This is a genomic window from Peteryoungia ipomoeae (assembly GCF_004912165.1).
Lineage (GTDB): Bacteria > Pseudomonadota > Alphaproteobacteria > Rhizobiales > Rhizobiaceae > Allorhizobium > Allorhizobium ipomoeae.
Window position 1 is genome coordinate 112,478 of record NZ_STGV01000001.1, and the last position, 15,951, is coordinate 128,428.

14 protein-coding genes are annotated in these 15,951 nt (G+C 60.1%); 4 read left to right on the forward strand and 10 right to left on the reverse strand.

Features of this window, described 5'->3' with window-relative positions; translation table 11 throughout:
- Position 1 precedes the first annotated feature (1 nt).
- Genes xdhB through FAA97_RS00575 form a run of 3 tightly spaced genes read right to left on the reverse strand, consistent with a single transcriptional unit; the run spans position 2 to position 4,612 of the window.
- Positions 2 to 2,338 (reverse strand): xanthine dehydrogenase molybdopterin binding subunit, encoded by a 2,337-nt coding sequence (xdhB, locus tag FAA97_RS00565; protein WP_136596591.1) that lies wholly within the window; start codon positions 2,336 to 2,338, stop codon positions 2 to 4.
- Positions 2,339 to 2,340: 2 nt separating this feature from the next.
- On the reverse strand, positions 2,341 to 3,810 hold the full coding sequence (gene xdhA, locus FAA97_RS00570) for a xanthine dehydrogenase small subunit (RefSeq protein ID WP_136596592.1): 1,470 nt from the start codon (positions 3,808 to 3,810) through the stop codon (positions 2,341 to 2,343).
- Positions 3,811 to 3,838: 28 nt separating this feature from the next.
- The gene (locus FAA97_RS00575; protein ID WP_136596593.1) at positions 3,839 to 4,612 is read right to left on the reverse strand and encodes a 3-hydroxybutyrate dehydrogenase; all 774 of its coding nucleotides are present in this window, start codon (positions 4,610 to 4,612) and stop codon (positions 3,839 to 3,841) included.
- A 235-nt stretch (positions 4,613 to 4,847) separates the two neighbouring features.
- On the opposite strand from FAA97_RS00575, the gene FAA97_RS00580 reads away from it, so the two are divergent.
- Entirely contained in the window at positions 4,848 to 5,894 is a 1,047-nt protein-coding gene (locus FAA97_RS00580) for an LLM class flavin-dependent oxidoreductase (protein ID WP_136596594.1), read from the forward strand.
- 42 nt (positions 5,895 to 5,936) lie between these two features.
- A complete protein-coding gene (gene map / locus FAA97_RS00585; protein WP_136596595.1) occupies positions 5,937 to 6,686 on the forward strand; it encodes a type I methionyl aminopeptidase in 750 nt (249 codons plus the stop codon).
- A 22-nt stretch (positions 6,687 to 6,708) separates the two neighbouring features.
- Here map and FAA97_RS00590 read toward each other — a convergent pair whose 3' ends face one another.
- Entirely contained in the window at positions 6,709 to 6,942 is a 234-nt protein-coding gene (locus tag FAA97_RS00590; protein WP_136596596.1) for a hypothetical protein, read from the reverse strand.
- A gap of 237 nt (positions 6,943 to 7,179) precedes the next feature.
- Between FAA97_RS00590 and bacA the strand changes: the two genes are divergently transcribed.
- On the forward strand, positions 7,180 to 8,457 hold the full coding sequence (gene bacA / locus FAA97_RS00595) for a bacteroid development protein BacA (RefSeq protein ID WP_136596597.1): 1,278 nt from the start codon (positions 7,180 to 7,182) through the stop codon (positions 8,455 to 8,457).
- A gap of 126 nt (positions 8,458 to 8,583) precedes the next feature.
- Here bacA and FAA97_RS00600 read toward each other — a convergent pair whose 3' ends face one another.
- The 3 genes from FAA97_RS00600 to FAA97_RS00610 form a co-directional block, all read right to left on the reverse strand.
- On the reverse strand, positions 8,584 to 9,030 hold the full coding sequence (locus FAA97_RS00600; protein ID WP_136596598.1) for a BA14K family protein: 447 nt from the start codon (positions 9,028 to 9,030) through the stop codon (positions 8,584 to 8,586).
- Between the two features lie 159 nt (positions 9,031 to 9,189).
- A complete protein-coding gene (locus FAA97_RS00605) occupies positions 9,190 to 9,405 on the reverse strand; it encodes a cold-shock protein (protein WP_136596599.1) in 216 nt (71 codons plus the stop codon).
- A 547-nt stretch (positions 9,406 to 9,952) separates the two neighbouring features.
- Positions 9,953 to 10,510, reverse strand: a complete 558-nt coding sequence (locus FAA97_RS00610; protein WP_136596600.1) for a hypothetical protein — start codon at positions 10,508 to 10,510, stop codon at positions 9,953 to 9,955.
- A 118-nt stretch (positions 10,511 to 10,628) separates the two neighbouring features.
- On the opposite strand from FAA97_RS00610, the gene FAA97_RS00615 reads away from it, so the two are divergent.
- A complete protein-coding gene (locus FAA97_RS00615) occupies positions 10,629 to 11,831 on the forward strand; it encodes a pyridoxal phosphate-dependent aminotransferase (RefSeq protein ID WP_136596601.1) in 1,203 nt (400 codons plus the stop codon).
- Positions 11,832 to 11,898: 67 nt separating this feature from the next.
- On the opposite strand, the gene FAA97_RS00620 is transcribed toward FAA97_RS00615, so the two are convergent.
- The 3 genes from FAA97_RS00620 to FAA97_RS00630 all read right to left on the reverse strand — a co-directional run bounded on the left by FAA97_RS00620 (position 11,899) and on the right by FAA97_RS00630 (position 15,833).
- Positions 11,899 to 13,116 carry a PQQ-dependent sugar dehydrogenase gene (locus tag FAA97_RS00620; protein WP_136596602.1) on the reverse strand — a complete coding sequence of 406 codons (1,218 nt, stop codon included), beginning with the start codon at positions 13,114 to 13,116 and terminating at the stop codon, positions 11,899 to 11,901.
- A gap of 190 nt (positions 13,117 to 13,306) precedes the next feature.
- Positions 13,307 to 14,515, reverse strand: a complete 1,209-nt coding sequence (locus FAA97_RS00625; protein WP_136596603.1) for an OpgC family protein — start codon at positions 14,513 to 14,515, stop codon at positions 13,307 to 13,309.
- Positions 14,516 to 14,684: 169 nt separating this feature from the next.
- The gene (locus FAA97_RS00630; protein WP_136596604.1) at positions 14,685 to 15,833 is read right to left on the reverse strand and encodes a calcium:cation antiporter; all 1,149 of its coding nucleotides are present in this window, start codon (positions 15,831 to 15,833) and stop codon (positions 14,685 to 14,687) included.
- Positions 15,834 to 15,951 lie beyond the last annotated feature (118 nt).

Sequence of the window (15,951 nt, forward strand, 5' to 3'; positions counted from 1 at the left end):
ATTACGCGCGCTTCAGCCTTTCAACCGCCATCAGCACGCGTTCCGGCGTCGCGGGGGCGTCGAGCTTGGGGCAATGCCGATAATCGGCCACGGAGGCGACCGCCATGGAGAGCGCTTCGAGTACCGAAATCGCCAGCATGAAGGGCGGCTCGCCAACCGCCTTGGAGCGGCCAATGGTGGGTTCGGTGTTTTCCGACCAGGGCACGAGCTTCGTGTTGAAGATCTTCGGTCGATCGGAGGCAAGCGGGACCTTGTAGGTGGAGGGCGCATGCGTTCTCAAGCGTCCCTTGCCATCCCACCAGAGTTCTTCGGTCGTCAGCCAGCCCATGCCCTGGACGAAGCCGCCCTCGATCTGGCCAATGTCGATCGCCGGGTTCAGCGACTTGCCGACATCGTGGAGAATGTCGGTCCGGTCCATCAGATACTCGCCTGTCAGCGTATCGATGGAGACCTCGGAACAGGCCGCGCCGTAGGCGTAGTAGTAGAAGGGCGTGCCGCGGCCAGCGGCGCGGTCCCAGTGGATCTTTGGGGTCTTGTAGAAGCCGGCGGCAGAGAGCTGAACCCGAGCGAAATAGGCCTGCTTGACGAAATCTCCGAAGGAGAAGATTTCGCGGCCAACACGCACCTGGTTTGGCAGGAACTCGACTTCGGAGGCGGGAACCGCGTATTTCTCGGCTGCGAAGGCGATCAGCCGTTCCTTGATCTGGCGGGCCGCGTCAAAGGCTGCCATGCCATTCAGATCCGAGCCGGAGGAGGCGGCGGTGGCCGAGGTGTTCGGCACCTTGGCCGTGGTGGTCGCGGTGATCTTGACCGTGTCGACATCGACCTGGAAACAGTCGGCGACGACCTGGGCGACCTTGGTGTAGAGGCCCTGGCCCATTTCGGTGCCGCCATGGTTCAGGTGAATGGAGCCATCCTGATAGACATGCACCAGCGCGCCGGCCTGGTTGAAGGCGGTCATCGTGAAGGAAATGCCGAACTTGACCGGCGTCAGCGCGATGCCCTTCTTGATCACCGGGCTTGTGCGGTTGAAGTCCATGATTGCATGGCGTCGCGCCTGGTAGTCGACGGCGGTCTCCAGCTCCTCGACGACCCTCAGGATGATGTTGTCCGCCACCTGCTGGTGGTAGGGCGTCACATCGCGGCCGGAGCCCTTTTCGCCGTAGAAATTGGCCTTGCGGACGGCGAGCGGGTCCTTGCCCAGCGCATAGGCAATCTCCTCGATCACCCGTTCGGCGCCCAGCATGCCCTGGGGGCCGCCGAAGCCGCGATAGGCGGTGTTGGAGACGGTATGCGTCTTCAAGGGTTGGGAGGTCAGCTTCACATGCGGATAGAAGTAGCTCGAATCCGCATGAAAGAGGGCGCGGTCGGTGACGGGGCCGGAGAGGTCGGACGAGTAACCACAACGGGCGGCAAAATTGGCGTCGATTGCATGGATGCGGCCGACCCCATCGAAGGCGACGTCGAAGTCCATCTTAAAATCGTGGCGTTTGCCGGTGACGCTCATGTCCTCGTCGCGGTCGGGGCGGAATTTCACCGCCCGCTTCAGCTTCTTGGCTGCAAGTGCGGCGAGGGCTGCAAACTGGTTGCTCTGCGTTTCCTTGCCGCCGAAGCCGCCGCCCATGCGGCGCGTGTTGACGGTCACGGCGTTGGAGGGGATGTCGAGCACATGGCCGACGATATGCTGCACTTCCGAGGGATGCTGCGTCGAAGACCAGACGGTGACTTCGTCATCCTCGCCGGGAATGGCAAGGGCGATGTGGCTTTCGAGATAGAAATGCTCCTGACCGCCGATCCGCATCGTGCCCTTCAGCCGGTGCTCGGTCTTGTCGAGTTCCGTTTCCGGCGTACCGCGCTTCAGCGTCATGCCAGGCGTGACCAGCGGCGCGCCGTTTTCAAGCGCGCCGTCAATGTCGGTCCAGAAGGGGAGGTCGCGGTAGTCCACCTTTGCGAGACGCGCTGCCTTGCGGGCTGCGTCACGCGTTTCGGCAATGACGGCGAAGATGGTCTGGCCGTGGAACTCGATCTTGTCCGTCGCGAACAGCGGCTCGTCGTGACGGCCGCCGGAGGAGATGTCGTTGACGCCGGTGATGTCGTCCGATGTCAGGACGCAGACGACGCCGGGATAGGATTTGACCGCCGAGAGATCGATCGACAAGATCTCCGCATGGGCGCGGTCGGCCATTCCGAGCGCACCGTGCAAGAGGCCTGCGGGTTCGGGAATATCGTCGATGTATTCGGCGCTTCCGGCAACATGCTTATGCGCTGAATCATGCCGGAGCGCCTGGTGCATCGGCCCCTTGATATATTTCGTCGTCTCGTATGTCGCCTTATCCATAATCACGCCTCCTCTACGGCGAAGCGCTGCAGTTCCTGCGGGGTGCCGGAGACCTCGAGGAAGAAGCGGGTCAGCAGGTTCTTCGCCGTCATCTGGCGATACTCGGCCGTCGCCCGCCAGTCTGTGAGCGGCTGGTAGTCGTGATCGAAAGCCGCCCGCGCAACGTCGAGGGTGTCCTGAGTGAAGGGCTTGCCGTAAAGAGCCGCCTCGACCGCGCGCGCCCTCTTCGGCGTTGCTGCCATGCCGCCGAAGGCGATGCGGATGTGCGTGACGATGCCTGCGGCGCTCCTCTCCAGATGGAAGGCGCCGCAGAGTGCCGAGATATCCTCGTCGCGGCGCTTGGAGATCTTGTAGATCGCGAGATGGCTCGCCGCCTTCGGGCGCGGCACGAAGATGCTTTCGACGAATTCGCCGGGCTGCCGGTCCTGCTTGCCGTAGTCGATGAAGAAATCCTCGAGCGGCAGGGTGCGGGTGCCGGAGGCCGAGCGCAGGATGACCGTGGCGGACAGCGCGATCAAAGCCGGCGGGCTGTCGCCGATCGGCGAGCCATTGGCGACATTGCCGCCGATGGTGCCCATGTTGCGCACCTGCTGCCCGCCGATGCGCTCGATCAGGCGACTAAAGGCGGGGATTTCGCCTTGCAGCGCCTCAAAAGCCTGGCTGTAGCTCACGCCGGCACCGAGCGTGATGCCTTCGGCTGTGATGTCGATCTGCTGGAGTGCGTCCAGCTGGTTGATGAAGACGACAGGATCCAGCACGCGCATCTGCTTGGTGACCCAGAGTCCGACATCGGTAGCGCCCGCAACCACAGTTGCCTTGGGATGCGCGGCCAGCGTTTCGGCAAGCCCCTCGACGCTGCCGGGGACGATCAGGCGACGGCCGTCGGGGCCGGTGATCGCGATCGTTTCGCGGGTCGAGAGCTCTTCCAGTCGGGCCATGATCGCGGCGCGCTCGCGCTCCAGCGGGTCGAAGAGGGCGGATGGCCTGATGCGGGCGACCTCTTCTGCGGCTTTCACGATCGGCTCATAGCCCGTGCAGCGACAGAGATTGCCCTGCAGTGCGCGTTCGATTTCGGCCCGACCGGGGTTTTCCGAGGTGAGCCACAGACCATAGAGCGACATGACGAAGCCTGGCGTGCAAAAGCCGCATTGCGAGCCGTGACAATCGACCATCGCCTGCTGCACCGGATGAAGCGTGCCGTCCTTTGCCGCCAGATGCTCGACGGTCACCACATGGGTGGCATGGAGCGAACCAACAAAGCGGATGCAGGCATTGACGGTTTCATAGATCAGCCGGCCCTTTACCAGTCGTCCGACGAGCACGGTGCAGGCGCCGCAATCGCCTTCGGCGCAGCCTTCCTTGGAGCCCGTCAGCCGGCGCTTCAGCCGCAGGAAGTCGAGCAGCGTCTCGGTCGGATCGAGGCTTGAAAGGGCGATGTCTTCGCCGTTCAGGATGAAACGAATGCTGGTCATGGACTGCCTTTAGAATGCGCGATCGGCGTCACTGCGCTGTCCAGCCGCCGTCGATCGCAATGGAGGTACCGGTGATCTGCCGCGCCGCGTCGCTGGCAAGGAAGATCGCCGTCGCCGCGACCTCATCGATGGCGACGAATTCCTTGGTCGCCTGGAGACGCAACATCACGTCGGTCTTCACCTGTTCCTCCGATATGCCGCGGGCCTTGGCCGTATCGGGGATCTGCTTCTCGACGAGTGGCGTCAGCACGTAACCGGGGCAGATGGCGTTGATGGTAACGCCGAATTCCGCCAGTTCCAAGGCGACCGACTTGGTGAGGCCGAGGATGCCGTGCTTGGCTGCGACATAGGCCGATTTATAGGGCGAGGCGACCAGCGCATGCGCCGAGGCGACATTGATGATGCGCCCCGCCTTCCTGGCCTTCATGCCAGGGACAGCGGCGCGGATCGTGTGGAAGGAGCTTGTCAGGTTGATCGCGATGATCTGGTCCCACTTGTCGATCGGAAACTCCTCGACAGGCGAAACGTGCTGAATGCCGGCATTGTTGATAAGAACATCGACGGCGCCGAAGGTTTGTTCTGCTGTGGCGATGAGGTCGGCGATCTCGGCCGGCTTCGTCATGTCGGCAGAATGATAGATCGCCTTGCCGCCATGGGCTTCCAGAGCCGCCCGGTTCGCCTCGATTTCGTCAGCCGGGCCGAAGCCGTTGATGACGAGATTGGCGCCCTCGGCCGCGAAGGCCCTGGCGATGCCAAGCCCGATGCCGCTGGTCGATCCGGTGACGACGACGGTTCTTGCCATGCGATATCTCCTCCTCATGTCCGGCCTGCTGCGACGCAATACGGTTGTGGAGGGTATTCTTAAAAGTGCGGCACTGGCAATCGCGATTTTGGCGCGCCCCCATGGTGGACAGGTGTAGTGCACTAGGCGCGATGAATACTCGTTCGCCGCTGCGAACAGACCGTCACCCTGCTTCAGTTTGCAGGCTGACGCGTGACGTTCTATCTCTCCGGCAATGAGACAGTGAGAGAGCGCCATGGAACTTGGACTTTACACCTTTGCCGACGTCGATCCGAATGCCGCCAACAAGGGCGCCGAAGCCAAGCGCCGCGTCGATGAGCTGCTGGCGGAAATCAGGCTCGCCGATGAAGTCGGGCTCGATGTCTTCGGGCTCGGCGAGCACCATCGCCCGGACTACATGGCGTCGTCTCCGGCCACCATTCTGGCCGCCGCCGCAGTCCAGACGAAAAACATCCGCCTGACGAGCGCTGTATCGGTTCTGTCGTCGGATGATCCGGTGCGCGTCTTCCAGCAGTTTGCCACCGCCGACCTTCTGTCGAACGGTCGCGTGGAGATGATGGCCGGGCGAGGGTCGTTCATCGAAAGCTTCCCGCTGTTCGGCTATGATCTCGAAGATTATGATCTGCTGTTTGCCGAAAAGCTGCAGCTTCTCATGGAGATCCGTGACAACGAGATCGTCACCTGGGAGGGCGAGACCCGCAAGCCTATACAGGCGCGTGGCGTCTATCCGCGCCCGCTGCAGGATCCCCTGCCGCTGTGGATCGCCATTGGCGGCACGCCGCAATCGGCGGCGCGGGCGGGCTATCTCGGTCTGCCGCTTGCCCTTGCCATCATCGGCGGCGAACCGCATCGCTTTGCGCCGCTCTTTGACCTTTATCGGCAGAGTGCCGCCAAGGCCGGCGTCGATCCGGCGAGCCTGAAGACCAGCATCAACGTGCACGGCTTCATCCACGACACGACACAATCGGCGGCCGACATCTTCTACGAGCCGCAGGCGACGGTCATGAACCGCATCGGTCGCGAGCGCGGATGGGGGCCGACGAGCCGGGCGCATTTCGATGCGTCGCGAGGCCCGACCGGCGCGCTGTTCGTCGGCGATCCCGAGGCAGTTGCGGGAAAGATCGTCGCCATGCACGGCATCTTCAAGAACGATCGCTTCCTGATGCAGATGGCGATCGGTCCGATGCCGCATCTGGAACTGATGCGCGGCATCGAGCTTTACGGCACAAAAGTCGCGCCACTCGTGCGCCAGGCGTTGACGTCGAAAGCATCGAGCGCCTAAGCAGCAGCCAGAGCATAAGGGCCAAGGGCCAAGAAGGACATCATGATTGTTGAAACCGAAGAGGATCTGGACGGCCTCAAGGAGATCGGCCGGATCTGCGCGCTCGCGGTGAAGACGATGTCGGAGGCGCTGGAACCCGGCATCACGACCCGCGAACTCGATGCAATCGGCAGGCGTGTGCTGGAACAGAACGGCGCCCAGTCGGCCCCGGAACTCTGCTACCAGTTTCCAGGCGCCACCTGCATTTCCGTCAACGAAGAGGTGGCCCACGGCATTCCGGGGGATCGGGTGATCAAGGCGGGAGACCTCGTCAACCTCGACGTGTCCGGCGAGAAGGCCGGCTATTTCGGCGACACGGGTTCGTCTTTCCTTGTGCCGCCGGGAACGGCCAAGCTGGAACGCCTGCTGCGTGACGGCAAGCGGGCGCTTTGGGTGGGCCTGAACCAGGTGAAGGCCGGTCGTCCGATGGCCGACATCGGCAACTCCATCGGCCTGTTTGCCAAGAAGAACCGCTATACGCTGATTGCCAACCTTGCGAGCCACGGCATCGGCCGGTCTCTGCACGAAGAACCGACGGAACTGTCGACCTGGCCGGATCCCGATGAAACCAGAATCATGGAGGAGGGCATGGTGTTCACCATCGAGCCCTTCCTCTCGCTCGGTGGGCAGTGGGCCGAGGACGGTGACGATGCCTGGACACTCTTCAGCGATCCGCAGGCGCCGACGGTGCAGTTCGAGCATACCATCGTGGTGACCCGCAACGGCCCGATCATCCTGACGCTGGCGGAGTGAAGGCTGCCGCCAGCGCTTGCCGTCACTGGCCGGTGAAGCCGACGGCCACGCCTTTTTTCTTGAAATAGGACTGCATCATCTTTCGGCCCTGGCGGTTCGGCTGGGCAAGCTTGGCGTTGTCGAAAATGGCTTCCTTCACGCCCTCGCGTGCCATGGTAGCCTTCAGCGCCGCGATATGGGTGTCGATCTCTTCATTGTCGTTGTTGATCGAGGCGTAGATATTGTCGATGGCCTGCTGCAGGCTGAGGTCGCTCATGGGGCACTCCTTGGAAAATCCTGGTCCCTCCACTAGCGATTTTTGCCCGCGAGGCAAGGTGGCGGCTTTGTCAGGTCCATCAGCTTGCAGGCGCCACAGGCATGTCAGTCTTACAGACCCTTAATTTTCTCAGGGGTAATTCTGCCACAATTGCCCGATGGAGATTGCTGGACGGAACCATTTCGTCTTAGGGTTCCCATCGATTGAATAGACTTCTCCAACACGAAGGTTCCCCGCGTGTTTCACTCGTTTTTCCCCCGTCCAAAGTTGTTTTTCACCTCGGCAGTACTCTGGAGCGCGGTGTTGATTTTTGTTTGGTACGCTGGTGGCTCAGCAGCCGGTTCCTCGATAGGATTGCCGCCTTTGGCCGAAGGCCAGGCTGCGCCTATCGGCGTATCCCTCTTCTGGTCCGCGCCGTTCCTATGGTTCTACATTTACTACGCGCTCGGGGTGGCCATTTTTACCGCCTTCTGGTTCTGGTTCAGCCCTCACCGCTGGCAAATGTGGTCTGTGCTTGGTTCTGCCGTCATTGTCTTTACCACCTATTTCTCGGTGCAGGTCAGCGTGGCGATCAACGCATGGTACGGACCGTATTATGATTTGATCCAGCAGGCTTTGGCGCGGACTGCGCCGGTGACGGCGGAGCAGCTCTACATCGGTATGCTCGGATTTGTCGGAATTGCGTTTGTCGCTGTGACGGTGGGTGTCATCAACGCATTTTTCGTCAGTCATTATATCTTCCGCTGGCGCACGGCGATGAACGAGTTCTATATGGCGAACTGGGGCAAGTTGCGCCATATCGAAGGCGCATCGCAGCGTGTTCAGGAAGATACGATGCGATTTTCGTCGACGGTCGAAGGCCTCGGGGTTGGTCTCGTCCGTGCCGTGATGACGCTGATTGCTTTTTTGCCGGTGCTCTTTACCTTTTCCGAGACCATCAACGAACTACCATTCTTTGGCCAAGTGCCGCATGCACTGGTCTGGGCAGCAATCGCCTGGTCACTGTTCGGTACGGTGTTTCTGGCTGTTATCGGCATCAAGCTGCCTGGCCTCGAATTTCGCAATCAACGCGTTGAAGCCGCTTACCGCAAGGAACTGGTCTACGGCGAGGATGATGAAGGTCGCGCGCAGCCGGTGACAGTGGCGCAGCTCTTCGCCAATGTTCGCGCGAACTATTTCCGCCTCTATTTTCATTACCTGTATTTCAACATCGCTCGCATTTTCTACCTGCAGGCCGACAACATTTTCGGCACGCTGGTGTTGATTCCATCGATCGCCGCCGGAAAGGTGACGCTTGGTCTGATGAATCAGGTGCTGAACGTCTTTGAGCAGGTTCGCGGTTCCTTCCAGTATCTGATCAATTCCTGGACGACCCTCGTCGAACTCATGTCAATCTATAAGCGCTTGCAGGCCTTTGAGGCAGCCATTGATGGCGAGCCTTTGCCTGAGATTGATCAGCGCTATCTGAAGCGAGAAGCAGAGCAGGGTGAGATCGCCGCCGACCGCCCTTATTGACTTTGTGATTGTTGGTGTCACCCGTCCGGCCGTTTGACCGAGATGGGTGGCACTTCTCCATATCGTCAAAACAAAATAGCCCGCCGGACGATCCGGCGGGCTATTTTGTCTTGATGGCTCGTTTCTTCAGCCTGCAGTGCAGAAATGCGAGCGACCGTCGTAGCCGACATAGGTGCCGGTACGCGGGTTGAAGCTGCGGTAGCGCGCGCTGCAGTATTCATGCCAGGCACCCGTCCACGGCTCGATGCCGTAAGACTGCTGAACCGAACGCGGGCGATAGGCCGGGCGGCGCGGCGGGGGCGGCGGGTAATCGTCGACATAGTAGGCGTCGTTGTCATCGTAGACCGATACCGGCGGTTCTTCGACGTAGACGCGACGCTGCGGCGGGTTGTTGGCAAGTGCCGAGCCAACGATGACACCGGTCGCGAGGCCGATCACACCCAGGGCCACGGCATCGTCGCGGCGGTGATGGTCACGGTAGTAGCGATCTCTCGCTTCAGCCTGACCCATGGTGACCAGCGGGGTAACGGCGACCACGGTGGCGAGAAGCGCGTGTTTTGCAAATTTCATCATGGCTTCGGTTCCTCAGGCGGTAGATTGCGTCGCCAGCAGCGAGCTTATGCTGCATGGTTAAAGCGTTACGGCTGAACGGAAGCTGAATGGCGGGACGGGGCAGGGCAAAAAAAACCCGGCATGAATGCCGGGCCGCAATTCGAAGACATCCGGTTGAAATCAGCCGGAGATCTGAAGGTTTACGGCCTTGGGGCCCTTGCCGCGACGATCGGGTTCGGTGTCGTAGCTGACCTTCTGGTTTTCGGTCAGGCCAGACAGGCCCGATGCCTGTACTGCAGAGATGTGAACGAAGATATCGGCGCCGCCATTGTCCGGCTTGATGAAGCCGAAACCCTTGTCGGTATTGAAGAATTTAACAGTGCCAGTCTCGGCCATGCGTCAGGTCCTTTTCTCTCTGCCCGTATTCGGAAGGGCAGCATTACAATGTTACCCGCAAGCGGGTGCGACAGGCATTTGTCGACATTCGAGGAAAGGGTCCCTGTTACCGCAGTTGTTCTTCACGGTTATGACACCGGCCAAGAACTTCTGCCCGAGGTTGTTATAGCGTCCCCGGCGCGCACCAGTTTATAGGTCTTCCCATGCTCGCAAATTTGCCCGAACGCGGGAAGATTGCTTGCTTTACAGGAAATTGGCAAGCGAAAGTTTTGTCGACGCGGGGTCGCAGAGACCCAGCGCGAACAACGACTATAGCGCGAAATCGACAGGGCGGATCGCCCAAATCCATTTGAGCCGCAAAATTATATCGTCTGCGATGCTTTTCGGTTGCTAAAATTCAGAGGGACGCGGGGTTCGATCGAAATATTTCCCATGCTGTCCGACGAATAAAAAAGCCGATACGTGTGTTTCGCAGAGATGGCGGCGCTTGCAAACCCTCAAAGATCGATGGGGCAATTGTCGATGCGAAGGAAGCGCGCCGGCTGTCTCATTTGTCGTCCACATGGCATTTGGCCAATTCCCGGAATCCACGACGCCATAGGATGAAGGATCCCAGCGACATCACCGAAAAGCAAATCATCAGCAGAGAGAGCAGGAATTTTCGTTCCTCACCACTCAATGTGGAGCGTTCGGCGACCGATACTGATTGCGCCAGACGGGCAGGCGAGGTGATGCTGCCGGTGAATTCACCCATCACGGGCGCGAGATCGCCGCTGTCATCGACATGCGGTGGAATGATCACGGTCGGTTGTGCGGCCTGCGACACCCCAAATGCGAGGGCGCCGCTTACGGTGAGCAAGGCGGCGGCAAGCAGAATGCGAAACGACCGCTGCGGGTTGCGGTGCCTCGTCGTCAGATCCAGATCCATTTCGCTCATGATCACCATTCCGTCCATTGGCAATTCGATGTCGCCATGTGGCGCCTGGGGGTGGACAGAATTAAGGCAGCAGCCGCTGTGGTTCTGATCCTTTTCGTGTTTCCAAGGCCGCTTGTGGCAGAACGGCCACGGCTTCGCTGGCGCTTTGGCTTCGGCGTCTTTGCGCATTTGTTTGGGCTTTGTCCCGTTTTTCCTTGAAAGCGATGGCGCGTTTCGACATACAGCTTGGACCTGAAGCCTGGGTTTGCCCGCAGGTTTTCCGATCAACAGCTTCAGGATCCAAACAATGGCCTTCCTTGCCGACGCTCTCTCCCGTATCAAGCCCTCCGCCACCATCGCTGTCACGCAGATGGCCCGGGAACTCAAAGCCAAGGGCAAGGACGTCATTTCGCTTTCCGTCGGCGAGCCTGATTTCGATACGCCGCAGAATATCAAAGACGCGGCTGTTGCCGCCATTGCCCGCGGCGAGACGAAGTACACGCCAGTCGCCGGCATTCCCGAACTGCGCAAGGCGATCGCAGACAAGTTCAAGCGCGAGAACGGCCTCGACTACAAGCCGGAGCAGGTGATCGTCGGCACCGGCGGCAAGCAGATCCTGTTCAACGCCTTCATGGCAACCATCAACCCGGGCGACGAAGTGGTCATTCCGGCGCCGTACTGGGTGTCGTATCCCGAAATGATTGCCCTGTGCGGTGGCACGCCGGTTTTCGTCGAAACCACGATTGAGAACAATTTCAAGCTGACGGCCGAGCAACTGGAAAAGGCGATCACGCCGAAGACCAAGTGGTTCATGTTCAACTCGCCGTCCAACCCGTCCGGCGCTGCCTACAGCAAGGACGAGCTGAAGGCGCTGACGGACGTGCTCGTCAAGCATCCGCATGTCTGGGTCTTGACCGACGACATGTATGAACATCTCGTGTTCGGCGATTTCGTCTACTACACGCCGGCCCAGGTGGAGCCGTCGCTTTACGACCGCACGCTGACCATGAATGGCGTGTCCAAGGCCTATGCGATGACCGGCTGGCGCATCGGCTATGCGGCCGGCCCGCTGCAGCTGATCAAGGCCATGGACATGATCCAGGGCCAGCAGACCTCGGGTGCCTGCTCGGTCGCCCAATGGGCTGCCGTCGAGGCGCTTAACGGTCCGCAGGATTTCATCACGGAATCGAAGAAGGCTTTCGAGGAGCGTCGTGATCTCGTCGTCTCGATGCTGAACCAGGCGTCGGGCATCGTTTGCCCCAAGCCGGAAGGCGCATTCTACGTCTATCCGTCCTGCGCGGCGCTGATCGGCAAGACCGCGCCTTCGGGCAAGGTCATCGAAACCGACGAGGATTTCGTCATGGAGCTGCTCGCAACCGAGGGCGTCGCCACCGTGCATGGGTCTTCCTTCGGCCTCGGCCCGAATTTCCGCGTGTCCTACGCCACGTCGAATGCCAATCTCGAGGAAGCCTGCAGCCGCATCCAGCGCTTCTGCGCTTCGCTGAAGTAATCGAGATATTCGATCGCCCAAAGAAATGGCCCGCTGAAGCGGGCCATTTGCATGTTCGGTACCGAAATCAGGACTTGGACAGCCTGATGATCGAGGACTTTCCGCCGCCGCGCTGTTCGGTCACCGCATAGACGGCACCGTCGGGGCCGACCTTGACGTCACGGATACGGGCGTTGAGGTCAACGCGCTCTTCGTACTTTACCTTGTCGTCTTCCATATGCATGACAACGACGCCCTGGCTGACCAAGCCGCCGACGAGGAAGGCACCCTTCCATTCGGGAATGGCGTCGGCATTGTAGAAGGCCATGCCGGAGGGGGCGATAACCGGGTCCCAATAATAAAGCGGTTGTTCCGTTTCACCGGTCCTTGTCACGCCGTCACCGACAGCGTCACCGCTGTACTCAACACCGTAGGTGACTTCGGGCCAGCCATAGTTTTTGCCGGCAACCGGCAGATTAAGTTCATCGCCGCCGCGTGGGCCGTGTTCGACGGTCCAGAGACGGCCCTGATCGTCAACGGTGGCGGACTGCAGATTGCGATGGCCCAAGGACCAGATTTCAGGCAATGCGCCTTCTGTCGACACAAAGGGGTTGTCGGGAAGCGCCTGTCCAGACTGATCGATCCGAAAGACCTTACCATAGCCGCTGGCAAGATCCTGAGCCTGGACGCGCGGTTCTCGATCCGAACGCTCGCCGACGGTCACATACAGTTCGCCCTTGGGGCCAAAGGCCAGCCGCGAACCGAAGTGTTTGTCACCGTCATAGGTGGGCATCTGGCGGAAAATGACCTTGAGATCCTCAAGCTTGCCGCCGCCCTGGTCGTCGCTGACGAGCGTTGCGGACGCAACGGAGGTGCCATTGCCGCCCTCGCGCGGCTCGGCGAAAGAGAAGAAGATCCGCGACGATGTTTCGAAATCGGGCGCAAGCGCGACATCCAGCAATCCGCCCTGGCCGGCTGCGGCAACCTCTGGCACACCTTCCAGTGCAGCCCCAGCCTTGCCGTCCTTCGAGATAATGTGCATCGCGCCCTGCTTTGCGGTCACCAGCATGCGACCGTCGGGTAGAAATTCGAGTGCCCACAGATGTGGGAGATCATCGGCAACAACGGTTTGAGACAGGTTTGCGATCTGGGGCGGCAGGGGCGCGCGCGTCTGTCCGGCAAAGGCTGGCTGCTGATCGGGTGCGTTGGGCGCTCCTGTCTCTGCCGTTGATGACTGCTGGGCGAGTGTCGGCAATGCCCACAGGCTTGCTGCGAGCGCGGTGTTTAGAAATAGGGTTCGGTTCATTGCGGTCTCCCTGTTTTGCCATTTATCGGCGCGTGCGTGACGGGAACATAGGATGCTCCTCAGCCGGGGCAACGGGGCGCAGTTCCGTCAGTTCCGCCAAAATGGATGTGACCGCTTCAACTTTGGGTCATCGAAATTTGATCAGCAAAAACAACAACGGCCCCAAACGGGGCCGTTGTCGGTGTTTTCGTCACGCCGCAGGTTTCACAAACGGACCAATCAGCGGGGTATTGGCAAACAACCTCTCGCGGTCGCGCCATATCGCCGGCAGGGCAAGCAGCGCCAAGGCCACACATGCGATCATGGTTTTCGTCACCTGCGACAGTTCCGGCGTGCGGCCATCGATGTAGTAGACCATGTAGACGATCAGGACATGCCAGACGTAGATCTGCAGGGAATGACGACCGAGCAGCTGCAGGAATTTTAGCGTGAAGACACTGGTCAGAAATGCTGCAATCTTTTGGATGCGGGCATTCTGGTGTCGCGGACCAGCGATCAGAAGCCACGCCAACCCGTAGGCCACTGCGGCAAAATTCAGAAGATAGACTGGACCAAAATCAGCGCGCACCTCCATCAGGCCGAACTTTTCAAGCACAACACCCGGCATAAGGCCATGCGCGGTCGCCAGTCGTAGCGGCAGGAAGAAGAGCACAATGGCAAGCGCGGTCCAGGCGAGGCGCGAGCGCTCCGGCGTGAACACCCGCTGCCAATCGATCTTGTTCATCGAAGTCAGCGTGCCTGCCACGATGCCGGCGAAGAATACGATCTGCCAACCGAGCAGATTAAAGCTTACGCGCAACCCTTCATCGTGGCTGGTCGTCTGTATGACAAACTCGTTGAGGGGATATGTGATCAGTCGCTGCAGGCCGAGCTGAGCCGACATCCACAGGAGCAGCGATCCGACGACGACCGCCAGCCAGTTGCCTTTGATGCACGCCCAGATGACCAAAGGCGCAAACAGCATGTAGACGATATACTGCGGCAGGATATCCATGAAGGTTGGCTGCACCAGGAAGCCCGCGACAGGCCAAAGCGTATCGACCTGCAACAGGCTCGTTGCCCCCAGCCAGTTCTTCCAGGCGGCGTCTGCGCCTGGCAAAAGAATATGCAGGCAAAGGATGATCAGCGTGATTGCGATTGCATATCGATAAAGCTCGAAAGCGCGTGACCAGATGCGGTCCCGCCCGGCCTCGTAGCCATCCTTGATCATCTTGCGGGCATACACCATACCGGTCAGCAGCCCTGACAGGAACACGAAGCCCTGCGCATCCTCGACAAAGGCGAGGTTTCGGTGGTTGATCTCGACCAGCCAAAGGCCGCCGACGAACACCAGATGGTTGATCAGCATGAAGACGAGGAAATAGCCTCGCATACCATCAATCACGTCCAAACGTCTCACTGTCGACTCCCGATTAAGCCCCCGGTGCCCGAGGTGGTGATCTTCATCCGCAACATGTTCAGATTGCGGCGTCCGGCCTTTCAAGGGCCGGTCACGCACAGTCAACGGAGGTTTTGAGCAAAGGTTCCACCCCGGAGATGGGGGGTGCGAGTTCATGGGCGGCGTTATGTCACAGGCCGAGGAAGGCGAGCATGATAAATGTGGCGAAGAGTACGAAGTGGGTCATGCCCTCTATGGCATTGGTCTCGCCGTCGTTCAGATTGATCGCGGCTGCAACCAGCGTGATGGCGATCATCGTGGTCTGCACCGGCGTCATCGCCATCACGAAGGGCTGGCCGGTGTAGAGCGCCATCGCCTCCATCACGGGAACCGTCAGGATGACGGTCGAGAGTGACGCGCCCATGGCGATGTTGACGACAGCCTGCATCCGGTTTCGAAGGGCTGCCCGCAAGGCGGTCAGGATCTCCGGCGCTGCCGAGATGGCGGCAACAAGAATTGCGGTCAGCGCAACCGGCGCCCCAGTGCCTTCAAGCCCCGCATTCATGAGGACCGACATGACTTCCGCCAGAAGGCCGATGATGACAACGCCGACAAGGATGACCGAGATCGAGAAGAAGGTCGACGGCTCCGCTTGGCTTGCAGCATGGCGGGCGTCTGGCTGTCGGGCGGCGGGTGTCGGCACGCGTCCGTCTTCTTGCTCATCGCTCGCCGACGGGCTGAAGTTTGGATAGCTGTAGGCGAAGAAGTAGCTATGCGCGCCGACCTGCATGCGCAGAAACAGCGCGTAAAGCGCGATCATCGCGCCGATCGTAAAGACAGAATAGAACTGCCAGCGATCGCGAGGGATGAACTCGGGCACGATCATCGAAATGCCCATCGCCGTCAGGATCATCACACCATAGGTTTTGCCGCTGTCGTCGTTATACGGCTGCTCGCCATGCTTCAGGCCGCCGAGCAGGGCTGCAAGACCGAGGATGCCGTTGATATCGAGCATGACGGCCGAATAGATCGTGTCGCGCACGAGTGTCGGTGAACTGCCATTGCTCATCATGATGGACAGGATCAGAACCTCGACCGCCACCGCGGATAAAGTGAGGATCATGGTGCCGTAAGGCTCACCGACCTTGTGTGCCAGGATTTCAGCATGATGGGCAACGCGCATGGAGCCCACGACAATGGCCGCGATCAGAAGTGCGGCTGCGATCAGAGCCGGGACCTGGCCAGCTTCAAGGATAGCATGTTCGCTGGCGAAAGCGGCTATGGCAGCCAGGATCGGCACCAACAGCAATTTTTCCTGCTTGATGAGTGAAGTCACAATCGCCCCCTTCTGTACCGGCTGGTGCTAACGGGTCTTGTCTGTCGTCGGTTCCTGGCGGAGGCCATGATTTGCGCGATCGCGCATTTAATGGGATAATCTTATGCCCGAAAAAGGAGAG

What these genes read in the sequence shown, in the direction of transcription:
- FAA97_RS00605 (WP_136596599.1), bottom strand. Translation starts at nt 9,405, where the DNA reads ATGGCCGAGACTGGCACTGTTAAATTCTTCAATACCGACAAGGGTTTC.
- FAA97_RS00590 (WP_136596596.1), bottom strand. Translation starts at nt 6,942, where the DNA reads ATGAGCGACCTCAGCCTGCAGCAGGCCATCGACAATATCTACGCCTCG.
- xdhB (WP_136596591.1), bottom strand. Translation starts at nt 2,338, where the DNA reads ATGGATAAGGCGACATACGAGACGACGAAATATATCAAGGGGCCGATG.
- FAA97_RS00610 (WP_136596600.1), bottom strand. Translation starts at nt 10,510, where the DNA reads ATGCGCAAAGACGCCGAAGCCAAAGCGCCAGCGAAGCCGTGGCCGTTC.
- FAA97_RS00600 (WP_136596598.1), bottom strand. Translation starts at nt 9,030, where the DNA reads ATGATGAAATTTGCAAAACACGCGCTTCTCGCCACCGTGGTCGCCGTT.
- FAA97_RS00575 (WP_136596593.1), bottom strand. Translation starts at nt 4,612, where the DNA reads ATGGCAAGAACCGTCGTCGTCACCGGATCGACCAGCGGCATCGGGCTT.
- FAA97_RS00580 (WP_136596594.1), top strand. Translation starts at nt 4,848, where the DNA reads ATGGAACTTGGACTTTACACCTTTGCCGACGTCGATCCGAATGCCGCC.
- FAA97_RS00615 (WP_136596601.1), top strand. Translation starts at nt 10,629, where the DNA reads ATGGCCTTCCTTGCCGACGCTCTCTCCCGTATCAAGCCCTCCGCCACC.
- map (WP_136596595.1), top strand. Translation starts at nt 5,937, where the DNA reads ATGATTGTTGAAACCGAAGAGGATCTGGACGGCCTCAAGGAGATCGGC.
- FAA97_RS00620 (WP_136596602.1), bottom strand. Translation starts at nt 13,116, where the DNA reads ATGAACCGAACCCTATTTCTAAACACCGCGCTCGCAGCAAGCCTGTGG.
- xdhA (WP_136596592.1), bottom strand. Translation starts at nt 3,810, where the DNA reads ATGACCAGCATTCGTTTCATCCTGAACGGCGAAGACATCGCCCTTTCA.